The sequence below is a fragment of the Bordetella sp. genome (assembly GCF_057362025.1).
This window is the reverse complement of record NZ_JBMQQZ010000007.1, coordinates 45,110-67,461: the sequence shown is the minus strand read 5'-3', so window position 1 is coordinate 67,461 and position 22,352 is coordinate 45,110. Positions and strand designations below refer to the sequence as shown.

The 22,352-nt window shown below is 65.9% G+C and carries 21 protein-coding genes; 10 read left to right on the top strand and 11 right to left on the bottom strand.

Annotated features, from left to right (window positions below):
• Positions 1–30: 30 nt before the first annotated feature.
• Positions 31–978 (bottom strand): methyltransferase domain-containing protein, encoded by a 948-nt coding sequence (locus ACO1P8_RS03025; protein ID WP_486294448.1) that lies wholly within the window; start codon positions 976–978, stop codon positions 31–33.
• Between the two features lie 166 nt (positions 979–1,144).
• Between ACO1P8_RS03025 and ACO1P8_RS03020 the strand changes: the two genes are divergently transcribed.
• The 3 genes from ACO1P8_RS03020 (at position 1,145) to ACO1P8_RS03010 (ending at position 5,344) form a co-directional block, all read left to right on the top strand.
• The gene (locus tag ACO1P8_RS03020; protein WP_486294447.1) at positions 1,145–1,876 is read left to right on the top strand and encodes a ComF family protein; all 732 of its coding nucleotides are present in this window, start codon (positions 1,145–1,147) and stop codon (positions 1,874–1,876) included.
• A gap of 28 nt (positions 1,877–1,904) precedes the next feature.
• Positions 1,905–2,375 (top strand): tRNA (cytidine(34)-2'-O)-methyltransferase, encoded by a 471-nt coding sequence (locus ACO1P8_RS03015; protein WP_486294446.1) that lies wholly within the window; start codon positions 1,905–1,907, stop codon positions 2,373–2,375.
• Between the two features lie 188 nt (positions 2,376–2,563).
• Positions 2,564–5,344, top strand: coding sequence for a hypothetical protein (locus tag ACO1P8_RS03010; protein WP_486294445.1), 2,781 nt, complete (start codon positions 2,564–2,566; stop codon positions 5,342–5,344).
• A 42-nt stretch (positions 5,345–5,386) separates the two neighbouring features.
• On the opposite strand, the gene ACO1P8_RS03005 is transcribed toward ACO1P8_RS03010, so the two are convergent.
• The 5 genes from ACO1P8_RS03005 to ACO1P8_RS02985 all read right to left on the bottom strand — a co-directional run bounded on the left by ACO1P8_RS03005 (position 5,387) and on the right by ACO1P8_RS02985 (position 8,874).
• On the bottom strand, positions 5,387–6,394 hold the full coding sequence (locus ACO1P8_RS03005) for a Bug family tripartite tricarboxylate transporter substrate binding protein (protein WP_486294444.1): 1,008 nt from the start codon (positions 6,392–6,394) through the stop codon (positions 5,387–5,389).
• A gap of 47 nt (positions 6,395–6,441) precedes the next feature.
• Positions 6,442–7,548 carry an NAD(P)H-dependent glycerol-3-phosphate dehydrogenase gene (locus ACO1P8_RS03000; RefSeq protein ID WP_486294443.1) on the bottom strand — a complete coding sequence of 369 codons (1,107 nt, stop codon included), beginning with the start codon at positions 7,546–7,548 and terminating at the stop codon, positions 6,442–6,444.
• On the bottom strand, positions 7,532–8,050 hold the full coding sequence (secB, locus tag ACO1P8_RS02995) for a protein-export chaperone SecB (protein ID WP_094844126.1): 519 nt from the start codon (positions 8,048–8,050) through the stop codon (positions 7,532–7,534). Before secB ends, ACO1P8_RS03000 begins: the two co-directional genes overlap by 17 nt.
• An 89-nt stretch (positions 8,051–8,139) precedes the next feature.
• Complete coding sequence (gene grxC / locus ACO1P8_RS02990) at positions 8,140–8,394, bottom strand: glutaredoxin 3 (RefSeq protein WP_486294442.1); 255 nt, start codon at positions 8,392–8,394, stop codon at positions 8,140–8,142.
• Positions 8,395–8,451: 57 nt separating this feature from the next.
• Positions 8,452–8,874, bottom strand: coding sequence for a rhodanese-like domain-containing protein (locus ACO1P8_RS02985; RefSeq protein WP_486294441.1), 423 nt, complete (start codon positions 8,872–8,874; stop codon positions 8,452–8,454).
• 160 nt (positions 8,875–9,034) lie between these two features.
• Here ACO1P8_RS02985 and gpmA point away from each other — a divergent pair, with 160 nt between their 5' ends.
• From gpmA to ACO1P8_RS02965, 4 genes are read left to right on the top strand one after another with little or no spacing between them, the layout of a single operon-like run.
• On the top strand, positions 9,035–9,787 hold the full coding sequence (gene gpmA, locus ACO1P8_RS02980) for a 2,3-diphosphoglycerate-dependent phosphoglycerate mutase (RefSeq protein ID WP_486294440.1): 753 nt from the start codon (positions 9,035–9,037) through the stop codon (positions 9,785–9,787).
• A gap of 3 nt (positions 9,788–9,790) precedes the next feature.
• Positions 9,791–11,371 (top strand): murein hydrolase activator EnvC family protein, encoded by a 1,581-nt coding sequence (locus ACO1P8_RS02975; RefSeq protein ID WP_486294439.1) that lies wholly within the window; start codon positions 9,791–9,793, stop codon positions 11,369–11,371.
• Between the two features lie 33 nt (positions 11,372–11,404).
• Positions 11,405–12,877: a S41 family peptidase gene (locus tag ACO1P8_RS02970; protein WP_486294438.1), complete on the top strand. Its 1,473-nt coding sequence runs from the start codon at positions 11,405–11,407 to the stop codon at positions 12,875–12,877.
• Entirely contained in the window at positions 12,874–13,623 is a 750-nt protein-coding gene (locus ACO1P8_RS02965; protein ID WP_486294437.1) for a HesA/MoeB/ThiF family protein, read from the top strand. Before ACO1P8_RS02970 ends, ACO1P8_RS02965 begins: the two co-directional genes overlap by 4 nt.
• 164 nt (positions 13,624–13,787) lie before the next feature.
• Here the strand turns inward: ACO1P8_RS02965 and slmA are convergent, their stop codons facing one another.
• From slmA to argB, 3 genes are all read right to left on the bottom strand, one after another.
• Positions 13,788–14,363 carry a nucleoid occlusion factor SlmA gene (gene slmA / locus ACO1P8_RS02960; protein ID WP_094844119.1) on the bottom strand — a complete coding sequence of 192 codons (576 nt, stop codon included), beginning with the start codon at positions 14,361–14,363 and terminating at the stop codon, positions 13,788–13,790.
• A gap of 72 nt (positions 14,364–14,435) precedes the next feature.
• Complete coding sequence (locus tag ACO1P8_RS02955; protein ID WP_094844118.1) at positions 14,436–15,182, bottom strand: pyrimidine 5'-nucleotidase; 747 nt, start codon at positions 15,180–15,182, stop codon at positions 14,436–14,438.
• Positions 15,182–16,081, bottom strand: a complete 900-nt coding sequence (argB, locus tag ACO1P8_RS02950; protein ID WP_486294436.1) for an acetylglutamate kinase — start codon at positions 16,079–16,081, stop codon at positions 15,182–15,184. The genes ACO1P8_RS02955 and argB overlap by 1 nt, the downstream gene beginning before the upstream one ends.
• 309 nt (positions 16,082–16,390) lie before the next feature.
• On the opposite strand from argB, the gene ACO1P8_RS02945 reads away from it, so the two are divergent.
• The gene (locus tag ACO1P8_RS02945) at positions 16,391–17,164 is read left to right on the top strand and encodes a MetQ/NlpA family ABC transporter substrate-binding protein (RefSeq protein WP_486294471.1); all 774 of its coding nucleotides are present in this window, start codon (positions 16,391–16,393) and stop codon (positions 17,162–17,164) included.
• Between the two features lie 44 nt (positions 17,165–17,208).
• Here ACO1P8_RS02945 and ACO1P8_RS02940 read toward each other — a convergent pair whose 3' ends face one another.
• Positions 17,209–17,952: an aldolase gene (locus ACO1P8_RS02940; protein WP_486294435.1), complete on the bottom strand. Its 744-nt coding sequence runs from the start codon at positions 17,950–17,952 to the stop codon at positions 17,209–17,211.
• A gap of 162 nt (positions 17,953–18,114) precedes the next feature.
• Between ACO1P8_RS02940 and ACO1P8_RS02935 the strand changes: the two genes are divergently transcribed.
• Positions 18,115–18,612, top strand: coding sequence for a MarR family transcriptional regulator (locus tag ACO1P8_RS02935; protein WP_486294434.1), 498 nt, complete (start codon positions 18,115–18,117; stop codon positions 18,610–18,612).
• A 55-nt stretch (positions 18,613–18,667) separates the two neighbouring features.
• On the top strand, positions 18,668–20,233 hold the full coding sequence (locus ACO1P8_RS02930; protein ID WP_486294433.1) for a DHA2 family efflux MFS transporter permease subunit: 1,566 nt from the start codon (positions 18,668–18,670) through the stop codon (positions 20,231–20,233).
• 25 nt (positions 20,234–20,258) lie between these two features.
• On the opposite strand, the gene ACO1P8_RS02925 is transcribed toward ACO1P8_RS02930, so the two are convergent.
• Positions 20,259–22,220: a glycoside hydrolase family 15 protein gene (locus ACO1P8_RS02925; protein ID WP_486294432.1), complete on the bottom strand. Its 1,962-nt coding sequence runs from the start codon at positions 22,218–22,220 to the stop codon at positions 20,259–20,261.
• Positions 22,221–22,352: the final 132 nt, after the last annotated feature.

Here is a 22,352-nt window from a genome sequence, read left to right as displayed (position 1 = left end):
ATCCCCGCCGGCTTTGCCCGCCGGCCCGCGCTATTCGGCCGTTCGCTGCCTGCCGCCTATCGCGCTGACGGACAAGTGCGTTTCGCCTGGCGCGGCGCGCCGGGCTGCTGCGCGCCAGGCGTGTCCGTATGCGACTTCTATCGTCAGCGCGATGGTGCCGTCCGGGCGGCGCTGGGCCTCCAGCGCCGCGCATAAGCGGTCGCGCCAGGCCCGCGACGCCAGCGACGCCTTGCGTCCCGCGACGGGGTTGCCTCCCAGTGCCCGCACGTCCTCCAGCAGCCGATCCGGCGTCCGGTAGGTCAGCGTCAGGGTTTCCTGGTCCATGACGGGATCCGCAAAGCCGTTCTCCACCAGCAGGTCGCCGAAATCGTGCATGTCGACAAAAGAGGGCGTCGCCGTGCGCAGGCCGGCGTCGGTCACCGCCTGGCGCAGTTCCCGAAGGGTGCCCGGCCCAAGGCACGAGAACATGGCCAACCCATTCACTTTCAGGATGCGCCGCCATTCCGCCAGGGCGGCATGCGGGCGTGGATGCCAGTGCAGGGCGAGGTTGGACCACACCAGTTCCAGCGATTCCGGCGGCAGGCCGGTGTCGGCGAGATCGCCCTGGACGAAACGCGGGGGCGGGGTTTTATCTGCGCCGCGAACCAGGTTGGCCGCCAGGCGGCCCAGGCCCAGCAGGCCCGCGCGGCCGCGTGGGCCATGGCGCTGCCGGGCGATGTCCAGCAAGGGAGCACAGGCGTCCAGCCCGATGTATCCGGCCTCGGGATAGCGTTCGCGCAGTAGTGCGAGGCTGGCGCCGGCGCCGCATCCCGCATCCAGCAACTGCACCGGCTGCACCCGGATGTACCGCAGGCGTTCCAGCATGCGTTGCCCGATTTCGCCATACAGGAACTGGGCGTCTTCCAGATCGCCGCGGCGGGCGAACTGGCGCGCCACGTGGGCGCTGACGATGGGCAGGTCGGGAAGGGAGTCGGACATTTCGGTCGCACCGGATCGAAAACGGCGGCGCGCATGTGGTGAGATATGCCTTCCATTATTGCGCATGGCCGGGCGCGGGGCCGCGATGGGCCACCCCGCCATGCGGGATTTCATCGAGGGAGACTCCATGCGAGGCTGGCGCGCGGCGCGATGCCGGATGCTTTCCATGATCGGCACGGATTGCCCGATGTGCGGCGGACGGTCCGCCGGCGGTGCGCCCTGTGCACCATGCCTGCGCGATGTGGTGGCGACCATGCATCCGGACCAGCCGCGTTGTCCGCGGTGCGCCTTGCGGCTGCGTGCCGCGCAAACCCCCTGTCCCGACTGCGCGCGGCGACCCTGGCCGCTGGCGGGGGTGACGGCCGGATTCGATTACGAATCTCCGGGCGACATGCTGATCACGCACTACAAGGCGCACCGGCGCTATGCGCTGGCAGAGCCGCTGGCCGACCTGATCCTGCGCGCGCCCGCAATGCCGCGCGAGCAGGATGGCCGGCCCGGATTGCCGGCGGATACCGTGCTGGTCCCCATCCCGTCCGCGCGCGCTTCGCTGCGCCGGCGCGGCTTCAGCCCGGCGGCGGAACTTGCGCGTGCCATCGCGCATCGCACCGGGCGGTCCGTACAATCGCGCTGGCTGGCGCGCGGTCGCGAAGGTCCCAAGCAAAGTACCCTGACGCGTCGGGCCCGGCTGCATCTCGCACCCGATGCCTACATCTGCCCGGCATCCATCCCTGCGTGTACCATCGCCCTTGTCGACGACGTCATGACGACCGGCAGTACCCTGCAGGCCGCGGCCCTCGCGTTGCGGGCGGCAGGCGCCGCAGGCATCATCGGGCTGGTCGCCGCGCGCGCGCCGGCGGATGACGGCGGCGTGCTGGCACAATACCGTTTGCCCTAGCGTTGACAGGGCTCTGGCTTTCACCGATATGTTCCACGTCATTCTCGTCGAGCCCGAAATTCCGCCCAATACCGGCAATGCCATACGCCTGTGTGCCAACACGGGCGCGCAATTGCACCTGGTCGAGCCCATGGGCTTCGAACTGGACGACACGCGCTTGCGCCGCGCTGGGCTGGATTATCACGAATGGCAGCCGGTGCGTGTGCACCCCACACTCCCCGATGCGCTGGCGGCCATAGGCGCGCCGGCGGATCGCGTATTCGCCTTCACGACGCGCACGGAACACTCCCTGGCCAACGCCGCGTTCCAGGCGGGCGATGTATTCGTGTTCGGGCGCGAAACCGCCGGGTTGTCGGCTGAACAGCTGGCATTGTTCGAGCCCGCGCGGTGCCTGCGTCTTCCCATGCGTCCGGGGCAGCGCAGCCTGAACCTGTCCAATGCCGTGGCCGTCGTGGTCTTCGAGGCCTGGCGGCAGGCCGGCTACGTCGGCGGCGTCTAGCATCCAGGACCTGCGGCGTCGTCGCGCCATGCAATGAACGATGTCGGTTTCCGTACTTGCGCGGACATCGTCAGAGGCTTGCGTCTCATTTTGCGAGCGCGCCGATCCGGCGCGTGCCCGCGCGGAACCGCCTATCTGCGCCATCCACCCATGGCATGACTATTCGTGTCGCAGCAGAAGGATCGCATATGCTTCATCTCGTCCCCTCCCATTCCAACGCCGCCGGCGGCTCCTCGGGCCCGCTTCCATCGGACAGCCTTGCGCAGCGCGCGCCATGCCATTCCGACGATGATGCTGCGGCCACGCTCATCCAGGGCGCCGCAGACACGAAGCACCATCGCCTGTACCGCTACGCACGCAGGACCACCCGTGCCGTCACCGATACCTGCGTCGTCGCCGCCTCTGCGGCGGAAGGACGGTTGCGCAAAAAGCTCAACAAGGCGCGGGTCAAGGTGGAAAACCTCTGCATCGACACGGGCTTGCGCGCGCTCCAGACCGTGCAGCCCGCGTTGAAAGGCGTGCCGGCGCTGAAAGCCGCCGCGCCTATCGTCGATCCGACCTCCGTCCAGGCGCGCCAGCGCATCGATGCGGCGATCGCCGACTTGCGGTCCCACAAAAAATCCTTGAAGAAAGAGCAGCCCAGGTTCAAGGCCGCGCTCAAAAAGCTCGGCCGCCTGAAAGCGGCGGCCATCAAGCGGCGGATGGACGCGCGTTCGCACCTGGAAAAGGATTGCGCCTATCTGTGCAAGTCGCTGCCGGCGCTGTCGCAGGGACAGGCACGCAAGGACGGCGGCCAGGGGCCCGGCGTACTGCAGGCCGCGATGCAAAAGGGCAGGGAAGCGATCGGCTTTGCGTCCGGCCCGACCGCCGACGACGCTGCGAAAACCGTGGACCGGTTGTGGGAATACGGCTACGACGAAGCGCGGGCGGACGGCATCGACCGTGCGCTGGATCATCTGTATCGCAACGTCGATCCGGGCAGCCGCCTGAAAGACGCGATCGGCGCATGCAGGGATCTGCAGGAAGGCGGCCGGGCGCTGCGCTTGCAGTTCCGTCCGGACCTCACATCCTGGCAGGAAGCGGTGCGCGCCTTCGAGGATGGCCATGTCGAGTCCTGGCGTGCCATGCTGGAAGAAAAGAAACTGCTGGATGGTCTGCCGAATCCCGGCCGGCAAAGCTGGATCGCCGATCTGTCCGATGCGCTCAAGCTGCACGAGCCCGCGCCCGCCGAGGTCAAGCGGTTCATCCAGAACCATGTCGCGCGGTCGTTGCGCGAATTATCGGACAGCGCGTTCGACGATGTTTGCCGGACGGTGGCGCCCGGCGGATACATGGGAACGCTCCTGGTGCACACGGACCGCACCAAGTCGGCCGATGTCCTGGATGCCTGGCGCCAGGCGGCGCAGGACGAACGGGTACGTCGATACGAAACCGAACCCCTGCATGCCTTCGCGGCACTTACCGAGCTGATCGAATCGAACGCCATCCAGGGCATGAGCGACAGCGGCCAACATGCCAATGAAGTGCCCTTGCCGGATCAACCGGAAATCTACATCCAGGCGCGCGATGCCATGCACCGCATGCTGCGCGGCATGTGCCTGGCGACGCGCGGCAAGGAAGGTCGCGCGGAATATCTGTCCACTTTGGTCTTCGAGCGCGCGGCGCCGGAAGACCGCGAAGCACTGCTGCGAAATACCACCTGGCGGCAACCCGATGCGATCCAGGGCAAGGAGCCCCCGGTCTTCCAGGCGTTGATGGATCGTGTGCTGCGCATTACCCACAATGCGGAACTCATGGGGCCTCAATACAGGCGGCTGCTGCAGGAAATGCGGGTGGTGCTGGAAGGCAATGTGCTGGCGGCCGCCGACACCCGCGCGTACTCCGGCTGGCGCCAGCCATCGGACTATGACAATCTGCAGGGCGCGCTGCCGGAGCGCGCGCGCAGCGGTTTACGCGTGGCCTGGGACACGATCCGTTTCTGGAGCGGCTATTTCGTCTTCGGCAGCAGCGCCGAAATGGAAGCGAAGCGTTTCGCCTACCACCAGTCCCATGTGGACAAGGAATTGCGTGGCCTGGTGAAACTGCTGTCGCGCGACTCCGTCCAGCCGCGCGAATTGCGGCGTGCCTATCGTGATTTCCTCGACGTGGCCGACGACCTGCGCGCCGAATTCGACGCCCGGCAATTCCGGGATACGGCCTGCGACGAGTACCTGCGGCTGGAGTTCTCGCAGGCGGTCGGCCGGCTGGGGCCGAAAGGCATCAAGAACCTCTACAAATGCCTGCAGCAGCCGTGCCCCGACATCAGAAGCGCGGCTCCCCGCTTTCCCGCGCTCGCCGGTTTGCAGGCCTGGTGGCGCAACAAGTTCGTGGACGAGCATCGCGCGACGCCGCGCGATTCCGTGCAGTGGCAGCGTACGGCCAAGCGCTGCTGGACCGAACTGCGTATCGCGGTCGAGCAGGAACCCGAGGCGCGCAGCTATGCTTTCCACCTGGAAAGGCTGGCCAGCAAATTCAGCCGCGACAGCCGCAAGGACTACGAAGGCATGAAGATCGCCCTGGACGGCATTATCCAGAGCGACGGCAACACCTGGTCGGCGCCGGGCGCGGGCGCCTTCACGGCCTATGACGCGGCGTGGGCGCGGATCAAGCCGGAATGGAGGCAGAACCTGTTGAATCGCCTTGCCCGCTACGAAGCGCGCATGGACGATTTTCTGAAGGCGGATGCCGTGATCGGCACGATCGCCGAGGAAAACCGCTTCATGTACCGCTACTTCCTGGAAGGGCTCCTGGCATCGGGCAGGACGTTCGTCCAACGCAATCCCATGAACCGCTATGCGGCTCCGGACGATGCCCACGCGATGACGGAAAGCGAACCGGGCCAGGGGGAGCTGGCCGCGGATGACCCGGCATCGAACCCCGCGGACGCGTCGGCGACCCGCTTTGCCGCCGCATCCGCAAGCGCGGTCTGACCGGCTGCGTGATCGCCCTGGGGGCCGGCGCCCCCCGGGCGATTATTCCAGCGATAGATTCAGCTTCTCGATCACCGCGTCCCAGCGCGCTTTCTCATCGCGCATGCGCGTGGTCAACTGTTCGGGCGACGACGGCGCCGGCGTGAAGTACTGCACCGCCATCTGTTCGCGGACCTTCTCGCTGCTGATGATACGGGCAAGTTCGCTATTGAGTCGTTCCACGATCCCGCTGGGCGTCCCCGCCGGGACCAGGATGGCATCCCAAGAAATCGCCTCGAAGCCGGGGTAGCCCTGTTCGGCCATGGTGGGCACGTCAGGCAGCGTGTCGGCCCGCTTCAGGCTGGTGACTGCCAGCACCGTCGCCTTGCCATTGCGTGCTTGCGGCATGGCGATCGCCGGGACCATGAAGGACGCCTGGATGTCGCCCGAAATGATCGCGCTGATCACCTGCGGAAAGCCGGGATAGGGGATATGGGCGATGTCCAGTCCGGCCAGGCCCTTGAACATCTCCATGGCCAGCTGCGAGGCGCTTCCAGGCCCGACGGAGCCATAATTCAGTGCGCCCGGTTTGTCCTTGGCCAGTTTCACGAATTGGTCCACGGTCTTGATGTTCAGGCTGCTGGGCACTACCAGCACGTTGGGGCTGGTCGCCACCAGCGTGACGGGCGCCAGGTCCGTGAACGGATCGTAGCCCAGCGTCTTGCGATACAGCGTGGGCGCGGTGGTCAGCGGCCCATTGATCGTGAACAGCATCGTATAGCCGTCCGGCTTGGCCTCGGCGGCGACGCGTGTGCCGATGTTGCCGCCGGCGCCCGGCTTGTTCTGCACGATGATGGGTTTGCCCAAGGCCTGGGATAGCGGCTCCGATACGATGCGGGCCAGCAGGTCCGGCGACGACCCGGCGGGGAAGGGCACGATCAGATCTATGGCGCGCTCGGGCCATTCCGCATGCGCCGGCATGCCTATCGTCAAGGCGGCGGCAAGGGAGGCCAGTGCCAGCCACAACCGGGGCATGCGCGCACCGCGGCGGCTGGGGACGGACTGGAACATCGATTTCTCCTTAGGCTGATTGCGTCGGTCGCGCCGGGCGACCGCTTTTAATCCGGTACGCGCAGATCGCCGCTTTCCGGGCGGGCGTCGCGCGCCAGCAGGGTGGAGACGGCCGTCATGGGCGACACGCCGTCGAACAGGACCGCGCAGACGGCGGCGGTAATGGGTATATCGACACCGAGGGCACGAGCGCGGGCGAGGGCCGAGCGGGCCGCGCGCACGCCTTCCGCCGTCATGCCGCCGGCCAGGATATCGGCCAGCTTGCGGCCGGCGCCGATTTCCAGGCCCACGCGGCGATTGCGGGATAGCTCGCCGGTGGCGCTGAGCACCAGGTCGCCCAGGCCGGTCAGGCCGGAGAACGTATCCGCGCGCGCGCCAAGCGCCACGCCCAGCCGTGTCATTTCGGCGAGGCCACGGGTGATCAGCGCCGCGCGGGCATTGGTTCCCAGCATCAGGCCGTCCGACACGCCGCAGGCGATGGAAATGATGTTCTTCATCGCGCCGCCCACCTCCACGCCGACGATGTCCGAGCCGGCATAGACACGCACGGCGCCGCCATGCAGGGCGGCGGTGGTGGCCGCGCACAGGGCGACATCGCTGCTGGCAACCGTCAGTCCCACCGGCAGGCCCTGGGCGACCTCGCGTGCAAAGCTGGGTCCGGACAGCACACCGGTGCTGACGCCGGGGAGCCGGCCCAGGGATGACCGCGCCACTTCATGCGGCAGCCGCCCCTGTTCTTCGTCGAAACCTTTGCAGGTCCAGACCACATGCCAGCCGTCGCAGCCCAGGGCAGGCAGGCGCGCGGCCAGCGCCTGGCACATTGCCTCCAGGCCGGCGACGGGCACCCCCAGGATGAGGAGCGGCACACCCCCATCGGCGGCGGCCCAGGCCAGCGCCTGGCCCAGATCGCTGACGGCGTCCAGCGTGGAGGGCAAAGAAACGCCCGGAAGGTACCGGGCGTTTTCGTGTGTGGCGTTAATGGCCGCGGCTTGCGCGGCCTGGCGCGCCCACAGCACGGTGGGACGGCGGCGCGCGGCCACCGCCGCCAGCGCCGTGCCCCAGCTGCCGGCGCCCAGCACCGCCACCCGGGGAGGCGCCGGCCGGCTGGCGGCCGGGCGCGGGGTTTCGCGCGCTTCGTTATTGGCGGGTGACATTGGGCGGCAGGATGATGCCGGAATCATTGCCGGATTGCTGCGATTGCTGCTGCTGCAGTTCGGCGATGCGTTGTTCGTACAGGGCCTGGAAGTTCACTTCCGCCAGGTGCAGCGCGGGCAGCGAGGTACGGGTGATGGCGTCGGCCACATTGGCGCGCAGATACGGATACACCATGGTAGGGCAGACGATGCCCAGCAGGGGATCCAGCTGTTCGGCCGGGATGTTGGCCAGTTCGAAGATACCGGCTTGCGTGCCTTCCACCAGATAGAGCACTTTGTCGCTGACGCGCGTCGTCACGGTGACGGTAACGCTGGATTCGAACAGGGTCTCGGTTAGCCGTTGGCCGCCGACGTTGATGCTGACCTCCACCTGCGGCGTTTCCTGTTCCAGGAACACGTGCGGCGCGTTGGGCATTTCCAGCGACAGGTCCTTCAGGTAGACGCGCTGCAGATTGAACGACGGAGCGTCGTCGCCCGGTTGCTGGTTGTTTTGATCGGCCATGAGAATTCCGGAAAGATAGGTAAAGCCCGGTCAGGCACGGGGGCCTGAGGCAGGCAGGGGGCGCCGCCCGCGGGGGCGGCGCGAAAAAGTCAGCCCAGCAGGGGAACGAGCTTGTCCGCGCGATCCAGCGCGGCCAGGTCGTCGTAGCCGCCGACATGCGTTTCCCCAATATAGATCTGGGGCACGGTGCGGCGGCCGGTACGCTGGATCATCGCATCGCGTTGCGACGGGTCCGTGTCGATGCGGATCTTTTCGATTTCGGCGACGCCGCGCTGCTTGAGCAGGGCTTCGGCACGGGTGCAGTATGGACAGACGCCAGTGCTGTACATCAGGACTTTTTTCATCGTTGGCAGCTCTCTACGTTGAAAAGGGGCGGAAAGAAGGCGCGCGGGGCGGCGCGCTCAGGCCTTTTGCGTAACGGGCAAGCCCGCCTGGCTCCAGGCCTTCATGCCACCCTGCAGGGCGACGACTTCGGCGAAACCCTGGGCCTTCAGCCGGCTCACGGCACGGCTGGAGTCGCGACCCTGCTCGCAGACCACGACCAAGGGCTTGTTTTTCGGCAAGCCCGCGGCTTTCTTTTCCAGATCGGTGGCTGGCACGCTCCGTGCCTGGGCGATATGCCCGGCCTGGTATTGTTCGGCGGGCCGTACGTCCACCCACACGGCTTGCCGCTGGTTGACCATCTGGATGGCTTCCGCCGTGCCGATGGCTGAGCCGCCGCCGCTCTTGCGCAGGGCCGGAATGGCCAGCATGATGCCGGAAACGACCGCTGCGGCGACGATAAAGATATTGTTCTGGCTTAGCAGAAAATGCAGAAAATCCACGGAACGTCCTGAAATATGACCGTTAATGGGCGGACCAACCGCCCATCGGGAGCCGCTGGTCCGGGCGTTCGCACGCGAGGGTCCGGAAGGGGCATAACCTTCCAATTATAAAATGATGCCATCCCGGCATCTTTCAACTCTGTTTCAAGCGACCCGCACTATGCACAAACTCGTTCTGATGCGTCACGGCGAAAGCCAATGGAACCTGGAAAACCGCTTCACCGGCTGGACCGATGTCGACCTGACCGACACCGGCCGGGAACAGGCCCGCGCCGCCGGCCTGTTGCTCAAGCGCGAGGGCTACACCTTCGACCTGGCCTACACGTCCGTCCTCAAGCGCGCCATCCGCACGCTGTGGATCGCCCTGGATGCCATGGACGCGATGTACACCCCCGTCGGCAACAGCTGGCGCCTGAACGAGCGCCATTATGGCGCCTTGCAAGGGTTGAACAAGGCCGAGACCGCCGCCAAGTTCGGCGACGAGCAGGTACTGATCTGGCGCCGCGCCTATGCCATCGCGCCGGACCCCATCCCCCTGGACGACCCCCGCCATCCGCGTTTCGACAGCCGCTACGCCCGCATCCCCGCGGACCAGCTGCCCGCCACGGAATGCCTGAAGGACACGGTCGCGCGCGTCCTGCCCTTCTGGAGCGAGTCCATCGCCCCTGCCATCCGCGCGGGCCGCCGGGTATTGATCTCGGCACATGGCAACAGCCTGCGCGCCCTGATCAAGCACCTGGACGGTATCTCGGACGACGATATCGTCGGACTGAACATTCCCACCGGCCAGCCGCTCGTCTACGAACTGGATGACGAACTGCGCCCCCTGCGCCACTATTACCTGGGCGATCCCGCCGAGATCGAAGCCGCCATGGCGGCTGTCGCCGCGCAAGGCAAGGCGAAAAAGGCCTGATCGATGCGGCTTGCTGCAAGGGGGTGGAAGGCTGCCGCGCTGACGCTGGCGCTGGCCGCCGGCAGCGTATGCGCGGCCCCGGCGGATCTCGCCGAAAAGCAGACGGAGGCGCAGCGCCAGCAATCGGCGCTGCGCGAGCGCATCCAGTCCCTGCAGAAGACCATCGACGAACGCGAGTCGGCGCGCAAGGAAGCCGCGGATGCCCTGCGCCAGTCCGAAACGGCGATCTCGCAAATCAACCGCAGGCTGGCCGAACTGGGCAACCAGAGCAAGCAGGCGGAGGCCGATCTGGCCGGCCTGGAGCGCCAGATGACGGCGCAGCAGGCCATCCTTGCCCAGCGCCGCGAAGAACTGGCCAAACAGCTGCGGGCCCAGTACACCAGCGGCCTGTCGCCCTGGACCGCCCTGCTCTCCGGCGACGATCCGCAGCAGTTGGGCCGCAATCTGGCCTACCTCGGATACGTCTCGCAGGCCCGCGCCGAGGCCGTCCAGGCCCTGCGCCGGGATCTGGACGAGCTGGCCCGCCTGCAAGGCCAGGCCGATGCGCGGCGCCAGGAAATCGCCCAGGTCGTCAAGGAAACCGCCGACCAGAAGGCTCAACTGGTCGCACAGCAGAAGGAGCGCGCCAGCGTACTGGCCCGCCTCGAAGGGCAGATCACCGCGCAGCGAGAGGAAGCGGTCAAGCTCGGGCGCGACGATCAGCGCATGACGCGGCTGATCGATGATCTGCAGACGGCAATAGAGAAACAGGCCGAAGAGGCGCGCAAGGCGGAAGAAGCCCGCCGCAAGGCCGAGGAGGCCCGCCGGCAGGCCGCGGCGGAAGCTGCCCGCAAGGCCGAGGAAGCGCGCCGGCAGGCCCTGGAAGATGCCCGCCGCAAGGCGGAAGAAGCCCGCAAGCGCGCCGATGATGCGCGCAAGGCGGCCGAGGCCGCGCGCCGCGCGCAGGAGGCGCGGGATGCCACGCAAGCCCGCGAGCAGGTCGAAGCCGCGGCCCGGCGCGATGCCGAGGCGGCTGCCGCGGCAGATAAGCGGGCCGCGGCCGCGGCCAGGCAGGCGGATGATGCGGAAGCCGCCGCGCGGCGCGCGGCGCAAGCCAGCCTGCCGGTCGCCCGCGGCAATATCGAGGGCTTAAAGCCGGCTGAATCCGCAGGCGCGTCGCAGGCGTCCGCCGCACGCCCGCAACCATCGACCGGACGCGGACTGCGGCAGGGCCTGCCGATGCCGGTGCAGGGGGCGACCATCCAGGGCCGTTTCGGCCTGGGACGCCCGGACGGCGGCGTCTGGCGGGGCATCGTCCTGCGCGTGCCGGAAGGCACGCCGGTGCATGCGGTGGCGGCCGGTACAGTGGTTTATGCCAATTGGCTTAGAGGTTTCGGCAACCTCATCATCGTGGACCACGGACAGCAATATATGACCGTATATGGCTATAACCAGTCGCTGCTGAAGCAGGTCGGCGATCACGTCGCCGCGGGGGACACCATAGCCTTGGCCGGCGCGACAGGCGGGCAGGTGGAATCGGGCCTATACTTTGAAATTCGTCATGGTGGCGCGCCGGTGGATCCAGCCCAGTGGTTGGCCCAGTAGAAGCGTTTGGCTAAACCAATTCAGGAAGTGTGCATGAGCACTCGTAAGTTTCGTAGTTTCGGCCTGGTATCGCTCGGCGTAGTGGCCGGGGTTTTGCTCAGTGTCGGCGTGACCGCGGTCGCGCAGCGCGGCGGCAGCCCCTTGCCTCTGGACGAACTGCGGCAATTCACCAATGTATTCGGTGCCATCAAGAACAACTACGTCGAGCCGGTCGACGACAAGACACTGATCGATAACGCCATATCGGGCATGGTGTCCGGCCTGGATCCGCATTCCGCCTACCTGGATGCCGATGCCTATCGCGACATGCAGACCGCCACGCAAGGCGAATTCGGCGGCCTGGGTATCGAGGTCGGCGCCGAAGACGGCTATGTGAAGGTGATCTCGCCTATCGAGGACACGCCGGCCGCGCGCGCGGGTGTCATGGCGGGCGATCTCATCACCAAGATCAACGACACGCCCACCAAGGGCATGTCGCTGAACGACGCGGTCAAGCTGATGCGCGGCGCGCCCAAGACGGCGATCACGCTCACCATCATGCGTGCCGATCATCCGCAGCCCATCGTGCTGCGCGTCGTGCGCGACATCATCAAGGTGCGCAGCGTGCGCAGCAAGATGCTCGATGGCAACGTCGCCTATGTGCGCATCGCCCAGTTCCAGGAAAAGACCGGCGCCGACATGGCCCGCCAGCTCGCGGAACTTGGCGCGAAGCAGCCGCCGCGCGCGCTGATCCTGGATCTGCGCAATGATCCGGGCGGCTTGCTTACCAGCGCGATCGGCGTGGCCTCGGCTTTCCTGCCGGCGGATTCGCTGGTGGTCTCCACCGATGGCCGCACCCCGGACGCGCGCCACAAGTACCTGGCGACGCCGGCCGAGTACGCCCGAGGCGAAGGCAACTACCTGTCGGGGCTCCCGGGCTGGGTCAAGACCGTTCCCATGGTCGTGCTCGTCAACGTCGGTTCCGCTTCGGCTTCCGAAATCGTCGCCGGCGCGTTGCAGGACCACAAGCGCGCCAAGGTGATGGGCAATCGGACGTTCGGCAAGGGCTCGGTGCAGGTCATCCTTCCCTTGACCGAAGATACGGCCATCAAGCTGACCACGTCGCGCTACTTCACGCCCAGCGGCCGTTCCATCCAGGCAACCGGTATCGAACCGGATTACGTGGTTGCCGATACGGCGACCGGCGACCTGTTTCGCCTGCCGCGCGAAGCGGACCTGCAGCGCCATCTGGTCAACCAGCAGGCGCCCAACGGCGAGATCAAGTCGGCCAACGATCCCGCCAATATCGAGCTGCCCAAGACCTTCGAGTTCGGCGGCAAGGACGACTTCCAGTTGAAGCAGGCGCTCAATCTTCTGGACGGCAAACCCATCCAGAAGGCGATCCCCAAGACCGCGGCGAACGACAAGGCCTCCAGCCAGCAGTCTGCCGCGCGTCCCGGCGCGGAGCCGCCGACGGAGCGCATGACCATCACGCCGTCCGGAGTCCAGCCCGCCAAGGCAAAATGAACGACCGGCAGTTGCTGCGCTACGCCCGCCATATCCTGCTCGACGAACTCGGTATCGAAGGGCAGGAAAAATTCCTGGCGGCGCGCGCGCTGATCATCGGCGCGGGGGGGCTGGGTTCCCCCGCCGCCATGTACCTGGCCAGCGCGGGCGTGGGCCATATCACCCTCGTCGATGACGACGTCGTCGAACTCAGCAATCTGCAGCGCCAGCTGCTGCACACCACGGAAAGCCTGGGGCAGCCCAAAGTGGAATCCGGGCGCAGGGCACTGCATGCTTTCAACCCCGAAGTCGTTGTCGAGACCATCGCCCGACGCCTGCAGGGCGATGCGCTGGACGTGGCCGTGGCGCGTGCGGATGTCGTGCTGGATTGCTCGGACAACTTCAACACGCGGCACCAGATCAATCGGGCCTGCGTGCACCACCGCAAGCCCCTGGTATCCGGCGCGGCCATTCGTTTCGACGGACAGGTCGGCGTCTTCGATCTGCGCGATGCTGCCTCGCCCTGCTATCACTGCCTCTTTCCCGAAGCCGACGATGTCGAGGAAGCCAATTGCGCCACCATGGGCGTGCTGGCACCGCTGGTCGGCATTATCGGCAGCGTGCAGGCCGCCGAGGCGCTCAAGGTCCTGGCGGGGATAGGGCAGACGCTGGCGGGGCGCCTGCTTTGCCTCGACGGCCTTGCCATGCAGTGGCGCAGCTTGAACGTACCGCGCGACGAAGAATGTGCGGTGTGTGCGGGTAGATAGTCCCACCCCCGAAGCGCTGCGCGCTTCCCCCTCAAGGGGGCGACGCTGGAGGACCGGCGGAGCCGGATCCTCGGCGTCCCGGGTCGGCTGCACCTGTTTTTTTTCGGCGGTGTGGTGGGTTGGCCCGCCTCCGAAGCGCTGCGCGCTTCCCCTTTGCATCGGCGTCAGCCTAATGCGAGGCGCAGTTGTTCGTCCAGGTGCGCGGTCGGCGCGACGCGCCAGCCGCTCTGTGCGTAGCGCAGCCACCGCCCCAGCACGAAATGCGTCAACAGGCTTGCATGCGCGCTGACGTCGGCGTTGGCGGGCAGGCCGCCGTCATGGACCGCGGTACGCAAGGCCTGCCGAAAGGACGCCTCGATGCGGTCGTTGATATGGTTGATGCGGTCCTGCAGGCGGTTGTCTTCGGTGACCAGTGCATCCCCTGTCAGCACGCGCGTCATGCCCTTGTTGCGTTCGGAAAACGTCAACAGCATATTGACCATGCGCCGTGCCTGGCCAAGGCCTTGGGGCTCCGCCGTGCCGATCTGGTTGACCAGCGTGAATATGGTCTGTTCGATGAACTCGATCAGGCCTTCGAACATCTGCGCCTTGCTGGCGAAATGCCGGTACAGGGCGGCTTCCGAAACCTGCATGCGAGCCGCCAGGGCCGCTGTCGTGATTCGCGCCGCGTGGGGCTGCTCCAGCATCTCCGCCAGGGTCTGCAGGATCTGCGTTTTCTTCTCGCCGGGTCTGCTTGCCATGGGTGTGGCCGTCCGCGAGGCGGCCGATAGGGAAAAGTTCAGGAAGATGGAAAAAACCGAAAACCAAATTCGCTAGCGCCGCAGGGGCCGGCGTTGCAGGAGCAACTCGCTGACCGAGTTTACCCGCAAGTCCACATAGCCCGGCCGGTTGCGGCCGCCCTTGCTGAAGGGCGTGCCGGGGTGGTGAATGTGTACCGTGCGCAGTCCCACACGGCGCGCGCCGCGCAGGTTTTCCAGCGTATCCTCGACCAGCACGGTGTGCGCGGCGGCGACGCCTTCGCGCGCCAGTACGCGGCGCAGCAGCGTGGCCGAGGGCTTGGGCCGGAAGTTCCCGTGCCAGTTCATGTGTTCGATGGCCCACAGGCTGTCGAACTGCCCCAGCAGGCCAAGATGGCGCAGCACCGCCCGCGCATAATGCAGCGGCGCGTTGGTCAGCAGCACCTTGCGTCCGGGCAGGCGACGCAGCTTGGCGGGTAATCCCGTTTCCGCCTTGATCAGCGGACGGACATCGAAATCGTGGCTCATGCGCAGGAAGGCTTCGGCATTCACGCCATGGTGGCGCACCATGCCGATGACCGTCGCGCCATAGCGCTTCCAGTAGGTGGTCCGCAGGGTGTTGGCCGTGTCCATGTCGACCCCCAGCGTTTCCGCCACCGCGCGCGTCATGCCTGCGTCGATACGCGGAAAGATGGCATGCGAGGTGTTGTGCAGCGTGTTGTCCAGATCGAACAGCCACAAGCGCGCGGGCGCGGCAGCGGCGATCCGGCGCGAGCGGCGCAGGCGTGACGCGGGCCGCAACAAATACCGGTGTATGTGCATCAGCGCGACGTGATCATGGTGCCCACGCCCTGATCCGTCAGCAGTTCCAGCAGCAGGCAGTGGGGTACGCGCCCGTCGATGATGTGCACCGAGTTGACGCCGCTGCGCGCCGCGTCCAGCGAGGAAGATATCTTCGGCAGCATGCCGCCCGAGATCGTACCGTCGGCGAACAGATCGTCGATCGCGCGCGCCGACAGGCTGCGCAGCAGCTGGCCGTTCTTGTCCAGCACGCCCGGCGTATTTGTCATCATCAGCAGCTTTTCCGCGCCCAGCACTTCGGCCATCTTGCCGGCGACCACGTCGGCATTGATGTTGTACGCCTTGCCGTCCTGGCCGTAGCCGATGGGCGAGATCACCGGGATGAACTGGTCGTCCTGCAACGCCTTGACCACGGCCGGGTCGACCTGCGTGATATCGCCGACGAAACCGATATCCAGCGGCTGGCTGGGGTTTTCCTTGTTCTCCATCAACTTCTTGCGCGCGCGGATCAGGCCACCGTCCTTGCCCGTCAAGCCGACCGCCTTGCCGCCGGCTTCGTTGATCATCATGACGATGTCCTGCTGCACCTCGCCGCCCAGAACCCATTCCACGACTTCCATGGTTTCCGCGTCGGTCACCCGCATGCCCTGCACGAAGGTGCCGCTCTTGCCGATACGGCGCAGGGCATCGTCGATCTGCGGACCGCCGCCGTGCACCACCACGGGGTTCAGGCCGACGAGCTTGAGCAGCACGACGTCGTGCGCGAAGCTCTGCTGCAGCCTCTCTTCCGTCATGGCATTGCCGCCGTATTTCACGACGATGGTCTTGCCGTGGAACCGCCGCAGGTAGGGCAGTGCCTCGGACAGCACGCTGGCCTTCAGCGCGGGGGACAGGGCGGCGGTTTCGGAGGTATCGGTCATGGCGGCAGCAAACGCGATGATGATGGATAAAAGGGAGAGGGTGCGGCGGGGAGCGCCGCTGACCGGCATTGTATTACCCGTTGGGTCTTATGCCAGCGCGTAATAAACAGATGGAGTACAAAAAACCCGGGTTCATGTAGATTTGATCCTTTTGGTTTTAAACGGTCCATGCGGGAACCCCGGACAAGGAGGAAAGAAATGACTCAGCCATTGGCGCGGCGCGCGGCCGCGTATCGCGCGGCGGACGCGATCTCCCACCGCCCGGCTGTTGCCGGCCGCGTCCGCCGCCGGCTGGTCGCCTGCGCGGCCATGCTCCTGGCCGGCCTGGCCACTGTCCTGATGGCCGCCGCGCCGGCCCTCGCGGCCGACAAACTGGTCGTCGCCGCCACGCAGGTGCCGCACGCGGAGATCCTGACCTTCGTCAAGCCAGCCTTGGCGAAAGAGGGCGTGGACCTGGACATCAAGGTATTCAGCGACTACGTGCAGCCGAACGTGCAACTGGTGGACAAGCAGGTGGACCTGAACTTCTTCCAGCACCAGCCCTACCTGGATACCTTCAATCAGGACCGCAAGGCCAACCTGGTCGCGATCGCGAAGGTACACGTCGAGCCTTTCGGCGCCTATTCGCGGAAGATCGCCAACGTGTCGCAACTGAAGACCGGCGCGACCGTGGCCATTCCCAATGACCCCACCAACGGTGGCCGCGCCCTGATCCTTCTGCAGAAGCAGGGCCTGATCAAGCTGAAGGACCCGAAGAATATCCGCGCGACGCCGCTGGATGTGGTCGAGAACCCCAAGAAGCTGAAATTCCAGGAACTCGAAGCCGCCATGCTGCCGCGTTCGCTGGACGATGTGGACCTGGCGCTGATCAACACCAACTATGCACTGGAGGCCGGCCTGGTGCCGACCAAGGACGCGCTGTTCATCGAGGGGCCCGACTCGCCTTATGCCAACATCCTGGTGGCGCGGCCGGACAACAAAGACAAACCGGCGGTGCAGAAGCTGGTCAATGCCCTGCACACACCCAAGCTACGGCAGTTCATCCTGGACAAGTACAAGGGCGCTGTCGTTCCCGCGTTCTGACGTTCAGCGGCGGGGTCGCCCCACGCGCGATCCCGTGTGCGGCATCAACGTCCCACGGCGGGCAGGCGGCGGCGCAGGGATTCGAAAAACAGCGTGGATTGCAGCCGCTCGCCCTGTATCTGCATGGCCACATGGCGTGCCATGGTCTCGGGCACCGGCTCCAGCGGCAGCCCGGTGGACAGCGCCAGCACTTCGGCCTGGCATGCCCGTTCCAGGAAATAGAGATCGTCGTAGGCGTAGTCGATCCGTTCGCCGCAGACGACCACGCCGTGATTGCCCAGGAAGAGCACGTCGGCGCCGCTCATGGCCCGCGCGATGCGTTCGCCTTCCGCGTTGTCGAGCGCCAGCCCGTCGTAGCGGGGATCGACCGCCACCCGGCCATGGAAACGCATGGCGTTCTGCGACAGCCGCGTGTCCAGGCCCCGGCGCGCGGTCAGCGTCAGCGACGTGGCGTACGGCATGTGCGTGTGCAACACGCAGGTCTTGCGCGCGATGCGATGGATCGCCGCATGAATGAACATGGCGGTCGCTTCGACGTCGTGCCGCCCGGCGAGTCTGGCGCCCTTGGCGTCGACCATGACGATGTCGTCGGAATCGATCTCGCTCCAGTGCAGGCCGCGCGGATTGATCAGGAAGCGGTCGCTGCCGTCGGGCAGGGCGACGCTGAAGTGGTTGCAGACCCCTTCCTCCAGCCCATGATGCGCGGCCGCGCGCAAGGCCAGCGCCAGGTCGGTCCGCAGGGCCAGGGTTTCGGAAGAATGGGGAAGAGTATCGGGTCGGGCGGACATGGTATCGGGAAGGGCTCGCAGGCAATGGCCGGAAGGCCGATTTAAACCGAAAGCCGCGGCGCCGCACAGCCGATTCCGTCCTGGTTGACCGGGCAGCTTAAGATCACCGTCAGCTGGTACGGCGATATAATAACTTACGTTATTAGTTGTGCCCGCTCCCCGATGCCTTCTTCTTCCTTCGAGCCTTTCGAACAAGCCATGGACGAACTGTCGCTGCGACTGGCTTCGCGCCACCAGCTGCGCGAGTCCGTCCTCAGCCGGCTATTCATGCACGTCGCGGCGCGGCTCGGGGACCACATGGACGCACCGCTGCGCGAGCATGGATTGAACTCCACGCTGTGGACGTCCCTGGTCGTCATCTATGCCAGCGATCAGCACCGCCTGAAGCCGTCGGACCTGAGCATCTTCATGAACTCCTCGCGAACCAACAGCACGAGGGTGGCGCGCGAGCTCGAACGCCAGGGCTACGTCGTCCGCCAGGTGGGTGAAAGCGATCGACGCCAGGTATTCCTGCAACTGACCCCCAAGGCGCTGGCGTTCGTGCGGCTGTACCTGCCGAGGCGACGGGCGCAACTGAAATCGCTGTTTTCCGGCTTCGAAGCGGGAGAGGCCGACGAACTGGAGCGCCTGCTGCGCAAACTGCTGTCCCATGTGGAATGAACGCCCCATGTCCGCGGTTTTTTTTGTCCGAATAGTAACGTAGGTTATCAATTTTATGTCTGCCACCGGTCGCCCGCGTGCCGTCCCGCACAAATCCATGATTACGGTCTCCATCATGCTGGCGACCATCATGCAGACCCTGGACAGCACGATCGCCAACGTCGCCCTGCCGCACATGGCGGGCGGCCTGTCCGCTTCCCAGGATCAGATCACCTGGGTTTTGACGTCCTATATCGTCGCCGCGGCCATTGCCACGCCGGTCACCGGCTGGCTCACCGGACGCTATGGACTGAAATCGGTCTTCCTCGTCTCCATCGCGGGCTTCACCGTCATGTCGCTGGCCTGCGGCGCGGCGGGCAATCTGGCGCAAATCGTCGCGGCCCGCCTGCTTCAGGGCGCCTTCGGCGCCGCGCTGGTGCCTTTGTCCCAAGCCGTGATGCTGGACGTCAACGAACCCAAGGACCATGCCAAGGCCATGGCGGTCTGGGGCATGGGTGTCATGCTCGGGCCCATCCTGGGCCCCACGCTGGGGGGATGGCTGACCGACAACATGAATTGGCGCTGGGTGTTCCTGATCAACCTGCCGGTGGGTTTGCTGTCCTTCTATGGCGTGGCCCGCTTCATCCACGACGATGGCGCGCGCCGGGATGCGCGCTTCGATGTATTCGGCTTCGCCACGCTGGCGGTGGCCATCGGACTGCTGCAATTGATGCTGGACCGCGGCGAGCAGGCCGACTGGTTCGATTCGATCGAAATCCGCATCTATGCCATATGTGCATTCGTGTCCTTCACCTTCTTCATCCTGCACACCGCGACCAGCGGCGAGCATTCCTTCTTCAAGGTGGCGCTGCTGCGCGACCGCAATTTCGCGATCGGCCTGACATTCTATTTTTTGCTGGGCCTGCTGTTGTACGCCACGCGGGCCTTGCTCCCGCCGCTGCTGCAAACCCTGCTGGGCTATCCGGTCGTTACCACGGGCGTTGTCACCGCGCCCAGCGGCTTCGGCACCATGGTGTCCATGCTGGTGGCCGGCCGGCTGGTGGGCCGGATGGACGGGCGCCTGATCATCGCGCTGGGGTTCGGCCTGACTACCTTGTCGCTGTGGCAAATGTCCGGCTATACACCGCAGATCACCGAATGGGATGTCATCGTCCCGGGCTTCATCCAGGGACTGGGCCTGGGATTCACCTCGGTGCCGCTGACCACGATGACTTTCTCCACCTTGGACCGTTCCTTGCGTTCCGACGGCACGGCGATCTACAGCCTGTCGCGCAACATCGGCAGCAGCATCGGGATTTCGGCGATGCAGACGCTGCTGGTGCGCAATAGCGCCACGCTGCATGCGTCCCTCGGCGCCTATATATCCGGCGCCGCATTGATGATGCATCCCGACGCGCTATCGCGGACGTTCGATGTCCATACGGCCCAGGGACTTGCCGGGCTGAATGAAATCGTGACCAATCAGGCGTCCTTCATCGCTTACCTGGACGATTTTCGCTTCATGATGTGGCTGACGCTGGCGGCCATACCGTGCCTGGCTTTCATGCGGACGCGGCGCGCGCAGTCCCCCGCGGAACAGGCCGCAGAGCAAGCCGAGTTGCAGCACGTCGCGGCGGAATGATCCGCGACGGCGACGGCAGGCCGGCCTATTGCGGGCCCGCGCGCGCGGGACCGGATGCATCCGAGGTGCGCGGCGCATCGGCCGCCCCCTGCACGGCGTTGCTATCGCCCACCGTGCTCCCGTTTGCCGACTGGCCATGCGGCGTCGTCGCGCCGTTGTGCGTTCCGGTGCCGTTGTGGGGAGCCGCGCTGCGCGATCGCTGCCGCGCAGGGCCTTGGGCCTGCAGCAGGTTGTATGCCGTATTGACCAGCCCGATGTGCGAGAACGCCTGCGGGAAGTTGCCCACCATCCGTTGCCGCACCGGGTCGTATTCTTCCGCCAGCAAGCCTAGGTCGTTGCGCAGGGAAAGCAAGCGCTCGAACAGCGCGGCTGCCTCGTCCAGGCGTCCCTGCATGGCGTAGGCGTCCGCGAGCCAGAAGCTGCAAGCCAGGAATACGCCTTCGTTCTGCGCCAGGCCGTCATCCGATTGTTCGGGCACGTAGCGCATGACCAGGCCGTCGCGCATCAGCCCTTTCTCGACCGCCTGTATCGTGCCCGTCACGCGCGGATCATCGATGGCAAGGAAACCGACCTGCGGAATAAGCAGGAGGCTGGCATCCAGGGCCTTGCCGCCGTAGTGCTGCACGAAGCTGTTCATGCCGGCGTCGAAGCCATGCCGCAGGATATCGGCGCGGATATCGTCGCGCAAATGGCGCCAGCGCTGCACCGGGCCTTCCAGGCCGAAACGTTCCGCTGACTTGATGGCCCTGTCGAACCCGACCCAGCACATCAGGCGCGAATGTGTGAACGAGCGGCGTTCGCCCCGGACCTCCCAGATGCCGTGATCCTCCTGTTTCCACTTTTCCTCCAGCGGCGTCAGCAGGATGCGCTGCAGACGCCACGCCTGTTCCAGCGGCGCCAGTTCGGCCTCGCGCGCCGCGTGCAGCGTATCGATCAATTCGCCGTAGATATCCATCTGGACCTGCGCCGACGCCGCATTGCCGATACGCACGGGCCCGCTGTTTTCGTAGCCGGGCAGCCAGGGAATTTCCATCTCCGGCAGGCTGCGCTCGCCGGCGATGCCGTACATGATCTGTAACTGGTCGGGATGGCCCGCCGAGGCCCGCATCAGCCACATGCGCCAGGCTTCGGCTTCTTCGCGATAGCCGGCGTTCAGCAGCGCGTAGAGCGTCAGCGAGGAATCGCGCAGCCAGCAATAGCGGTAGTCCCAGTTGCGCGTACCGCCCAGGTTTTCGGGCAGCGAGGTCGTCGGCGCCGCCACGATGCCGCCGGTGGGCCGGTAGGTCAGCAGCTTGAGCGTGATCAGCGAACGCACGATGGCCTCGTGCCATTCCGGAAAACGATGGTCGGTGCGGCAATGCTTGGCCCATTCCTTCCACCAGGCTACCGTGCGGTCCAGGCTTTCCATGCGGTCCGGCACGAAGTGCGGCACCTTGTGCGAGGGATGATAGGACAGCGTGAAAGGAACGTGCTCGCCGGCCCGCACCTTGAAATGCGAAACGGTGCGCAGATCCTTGCCCTGCAGCGGCGCCTGCGTGTGCAGCTCGACCGCATCGGGTCCCGCTATGGCGCTCAGGCCGTAATCGCGCCGGCGCACCCACGGGACGGCCTGGCCATAGTTGAATCGCAGCACCAGCTCCATATCGATGTCGACGTGGCCGTGATCGCCGCGGACGATGCGCACCACGTCCACGCGTTCTTCGTCGTCGCTCAGCGGCATGAAGTCGAAGAGAGTGACGGTGCCGGTGGCAGTTTCGAAGCGCGTTTCCAGCACCGCCGTACCGGGAATGTAGCGGCGGCGGGACTGGTATGCGTCGCTTGGACACAGCTTCCAGAAACCGTGGTCTTCCGTGCCCAGCAGCGCGGCGAAACAGGCCGCCGAGGCGAAATGGGGCAAGCACAGCCAGTCGATGGAGCCGTCGCGCGATACGAGCCCCGCCGATAGCATGTTGCCGATGATTCCGTAGTCTTCGAGTGGTTTCGACATGAAGTCCGACCCTCCTTGTTGTCGTCGGGCCACCGAAGGAGTGCTCCGTAAAGGAAGCGGCGATGCCCGCGCGGCGTGGGGCCCGTTATGGATGGGCCTTAGCCTATCATGGACCCATCCGCGGGGCCGACT

Bases quoted from the DNA above. Each gene is read 5' to 3' on its own strand.
- ACO1P8_RS03025 (WP_486294448.1), bottom strand. From the start codon at position 978: ATGTCCGACTCCCTTCCCGACCTGCCCATCGTCAGCGCCCACGTGGCG.
- ACO1P8_RS03020 (WP_486294447.1), top strand. From the start codon at position 1,145: ATGATCGGCACGGATTGCCCGATGTGCGGCGGACGGTCCGCCGGCGGT.
- ACO1P8_RS03015 (WP_486294446.1), top strand. From the start codon at position 1,905: ATGTTCCACGTCATTCTCGTCGAGCCCGAAATTCCGCCCAATACCGGC.
- ACO1P8_RS03010 (WP_486294445.1), top strand. From the start codon at position 2,564: ATGCTTCATCTCGTCCCCTCCCATTCCAACGCCGCCGGCGGCTCCTCG.
- ACO1P8_RS03005 (WP_486294444.1), bottom strand. From the start codon at position 6,394: ATGTTCCAGTCCGTCCCCAGCCGCCGCGGTGCGCGCATGCCCCGGTTG.
- ACO1P8_RS03000 (WP_486294443.1), bottom strand. From the start codon at position 7,548: ATGTCACCCGCCAATAACGAAGCGCGCGAAACCCCGCGCCCGGCCGCC.
- secB (WP_094844126.1), bottom strand. From the start codon at position 8,050: ATGGCCGATCAAAACAACCAGCAACCGGGCGACGACGCTCCGTCGTTC.
- grxC (WP_486294442.1), bottom strand. From the start codon at position 8,394: ATGAAAAAAGTCCTGATGTACAGCACTGGCGTCTGTCCATACTGCACC.
- gpmA (WP_486294440.1), top strand. From the start codon at position 9,035: ATGCACAAACTCGTTCTGATGCGTCACGGCGAAAGCCAATGGAACCTG.
- ACO1P8_RS02975 (WP_486294439.1), top strand. From the start codon at position 9,791: ATGCGGCTTGCTGCAAGGGGGTGGAAGGCTGCCGCGCTGACGCTGGCG.
- ACO1P8_RS02970 (WP_486294438.1), top strand. From the start codon at position 11,405: ATGAGCACTCGTAAGTTTCGTAGTTTCGGCCTGGTATCGCTCGGCGTA.
- ACO1P8_RS02965 (WP_486294437.1), top strand. From the start codon at position 12,874: ATGAACGACCGGCAGTTGCTGCGCTACGCCCGCCATATCCTGCTCGAC.
- slmA (WP_094844119.1), bottom strand. From the start codon at position 14,363: ATGGCAAGCAGACCCGGCGAGAAGAAAACGCAGATCCTGCAGACCCTG.
- ACO1P8_RS02955 (WP_094844118.1), bottom strand. From the start codon at position 15,182: ATGCACATACACCGGTATTTGTTGCGGCCCGCGTCACGCCTGCGCCGC.
- argB (WP_486294436.1), bottom strand. From the start codon at position 16,081: ATGACCGATACCTCCGAAACCGCCGCCCTGTCCCCCGCGCTGAAGGCC.
- ACO1P8_RS02945 (WP_486294471.1), top strand. From the start codon at position 16,391: ATGCTCCTGGCCGGCCTGGCCACTGTCCTGATGGCCGCCGCGCCGGCC.
- ACO1P8_RS02940 (WP_486294435.1), bottom strand. From the start codon at position 17,952: ATGTCCGCCCGACCCGATACTCTTCCCCATTCTTCCGAAACCCTGGCC.
- ACO1P8_RS02935 (WP_486294434.1), top strand. From the start codon at position 18,115: ATGCCTTCTTCTTCCTTCGAGCCTTTCGAACAAGCCATGGACGAACTG.
- ACO1P8_RS02930 (WP_486294433.1), top strand. From the start codon at position 18,668: ATGTCTGCCACCGGTCGCCCGCGTGCCGTCCCGCACAAATCCATGATT.
- ACO1P8_RS02925 (WP_486294432.1), bottom strand. From the start codon at position 22,220: ATGTCGAAACCACTCGAAGACTACGGAATCATCGGCAACATGCTATCG.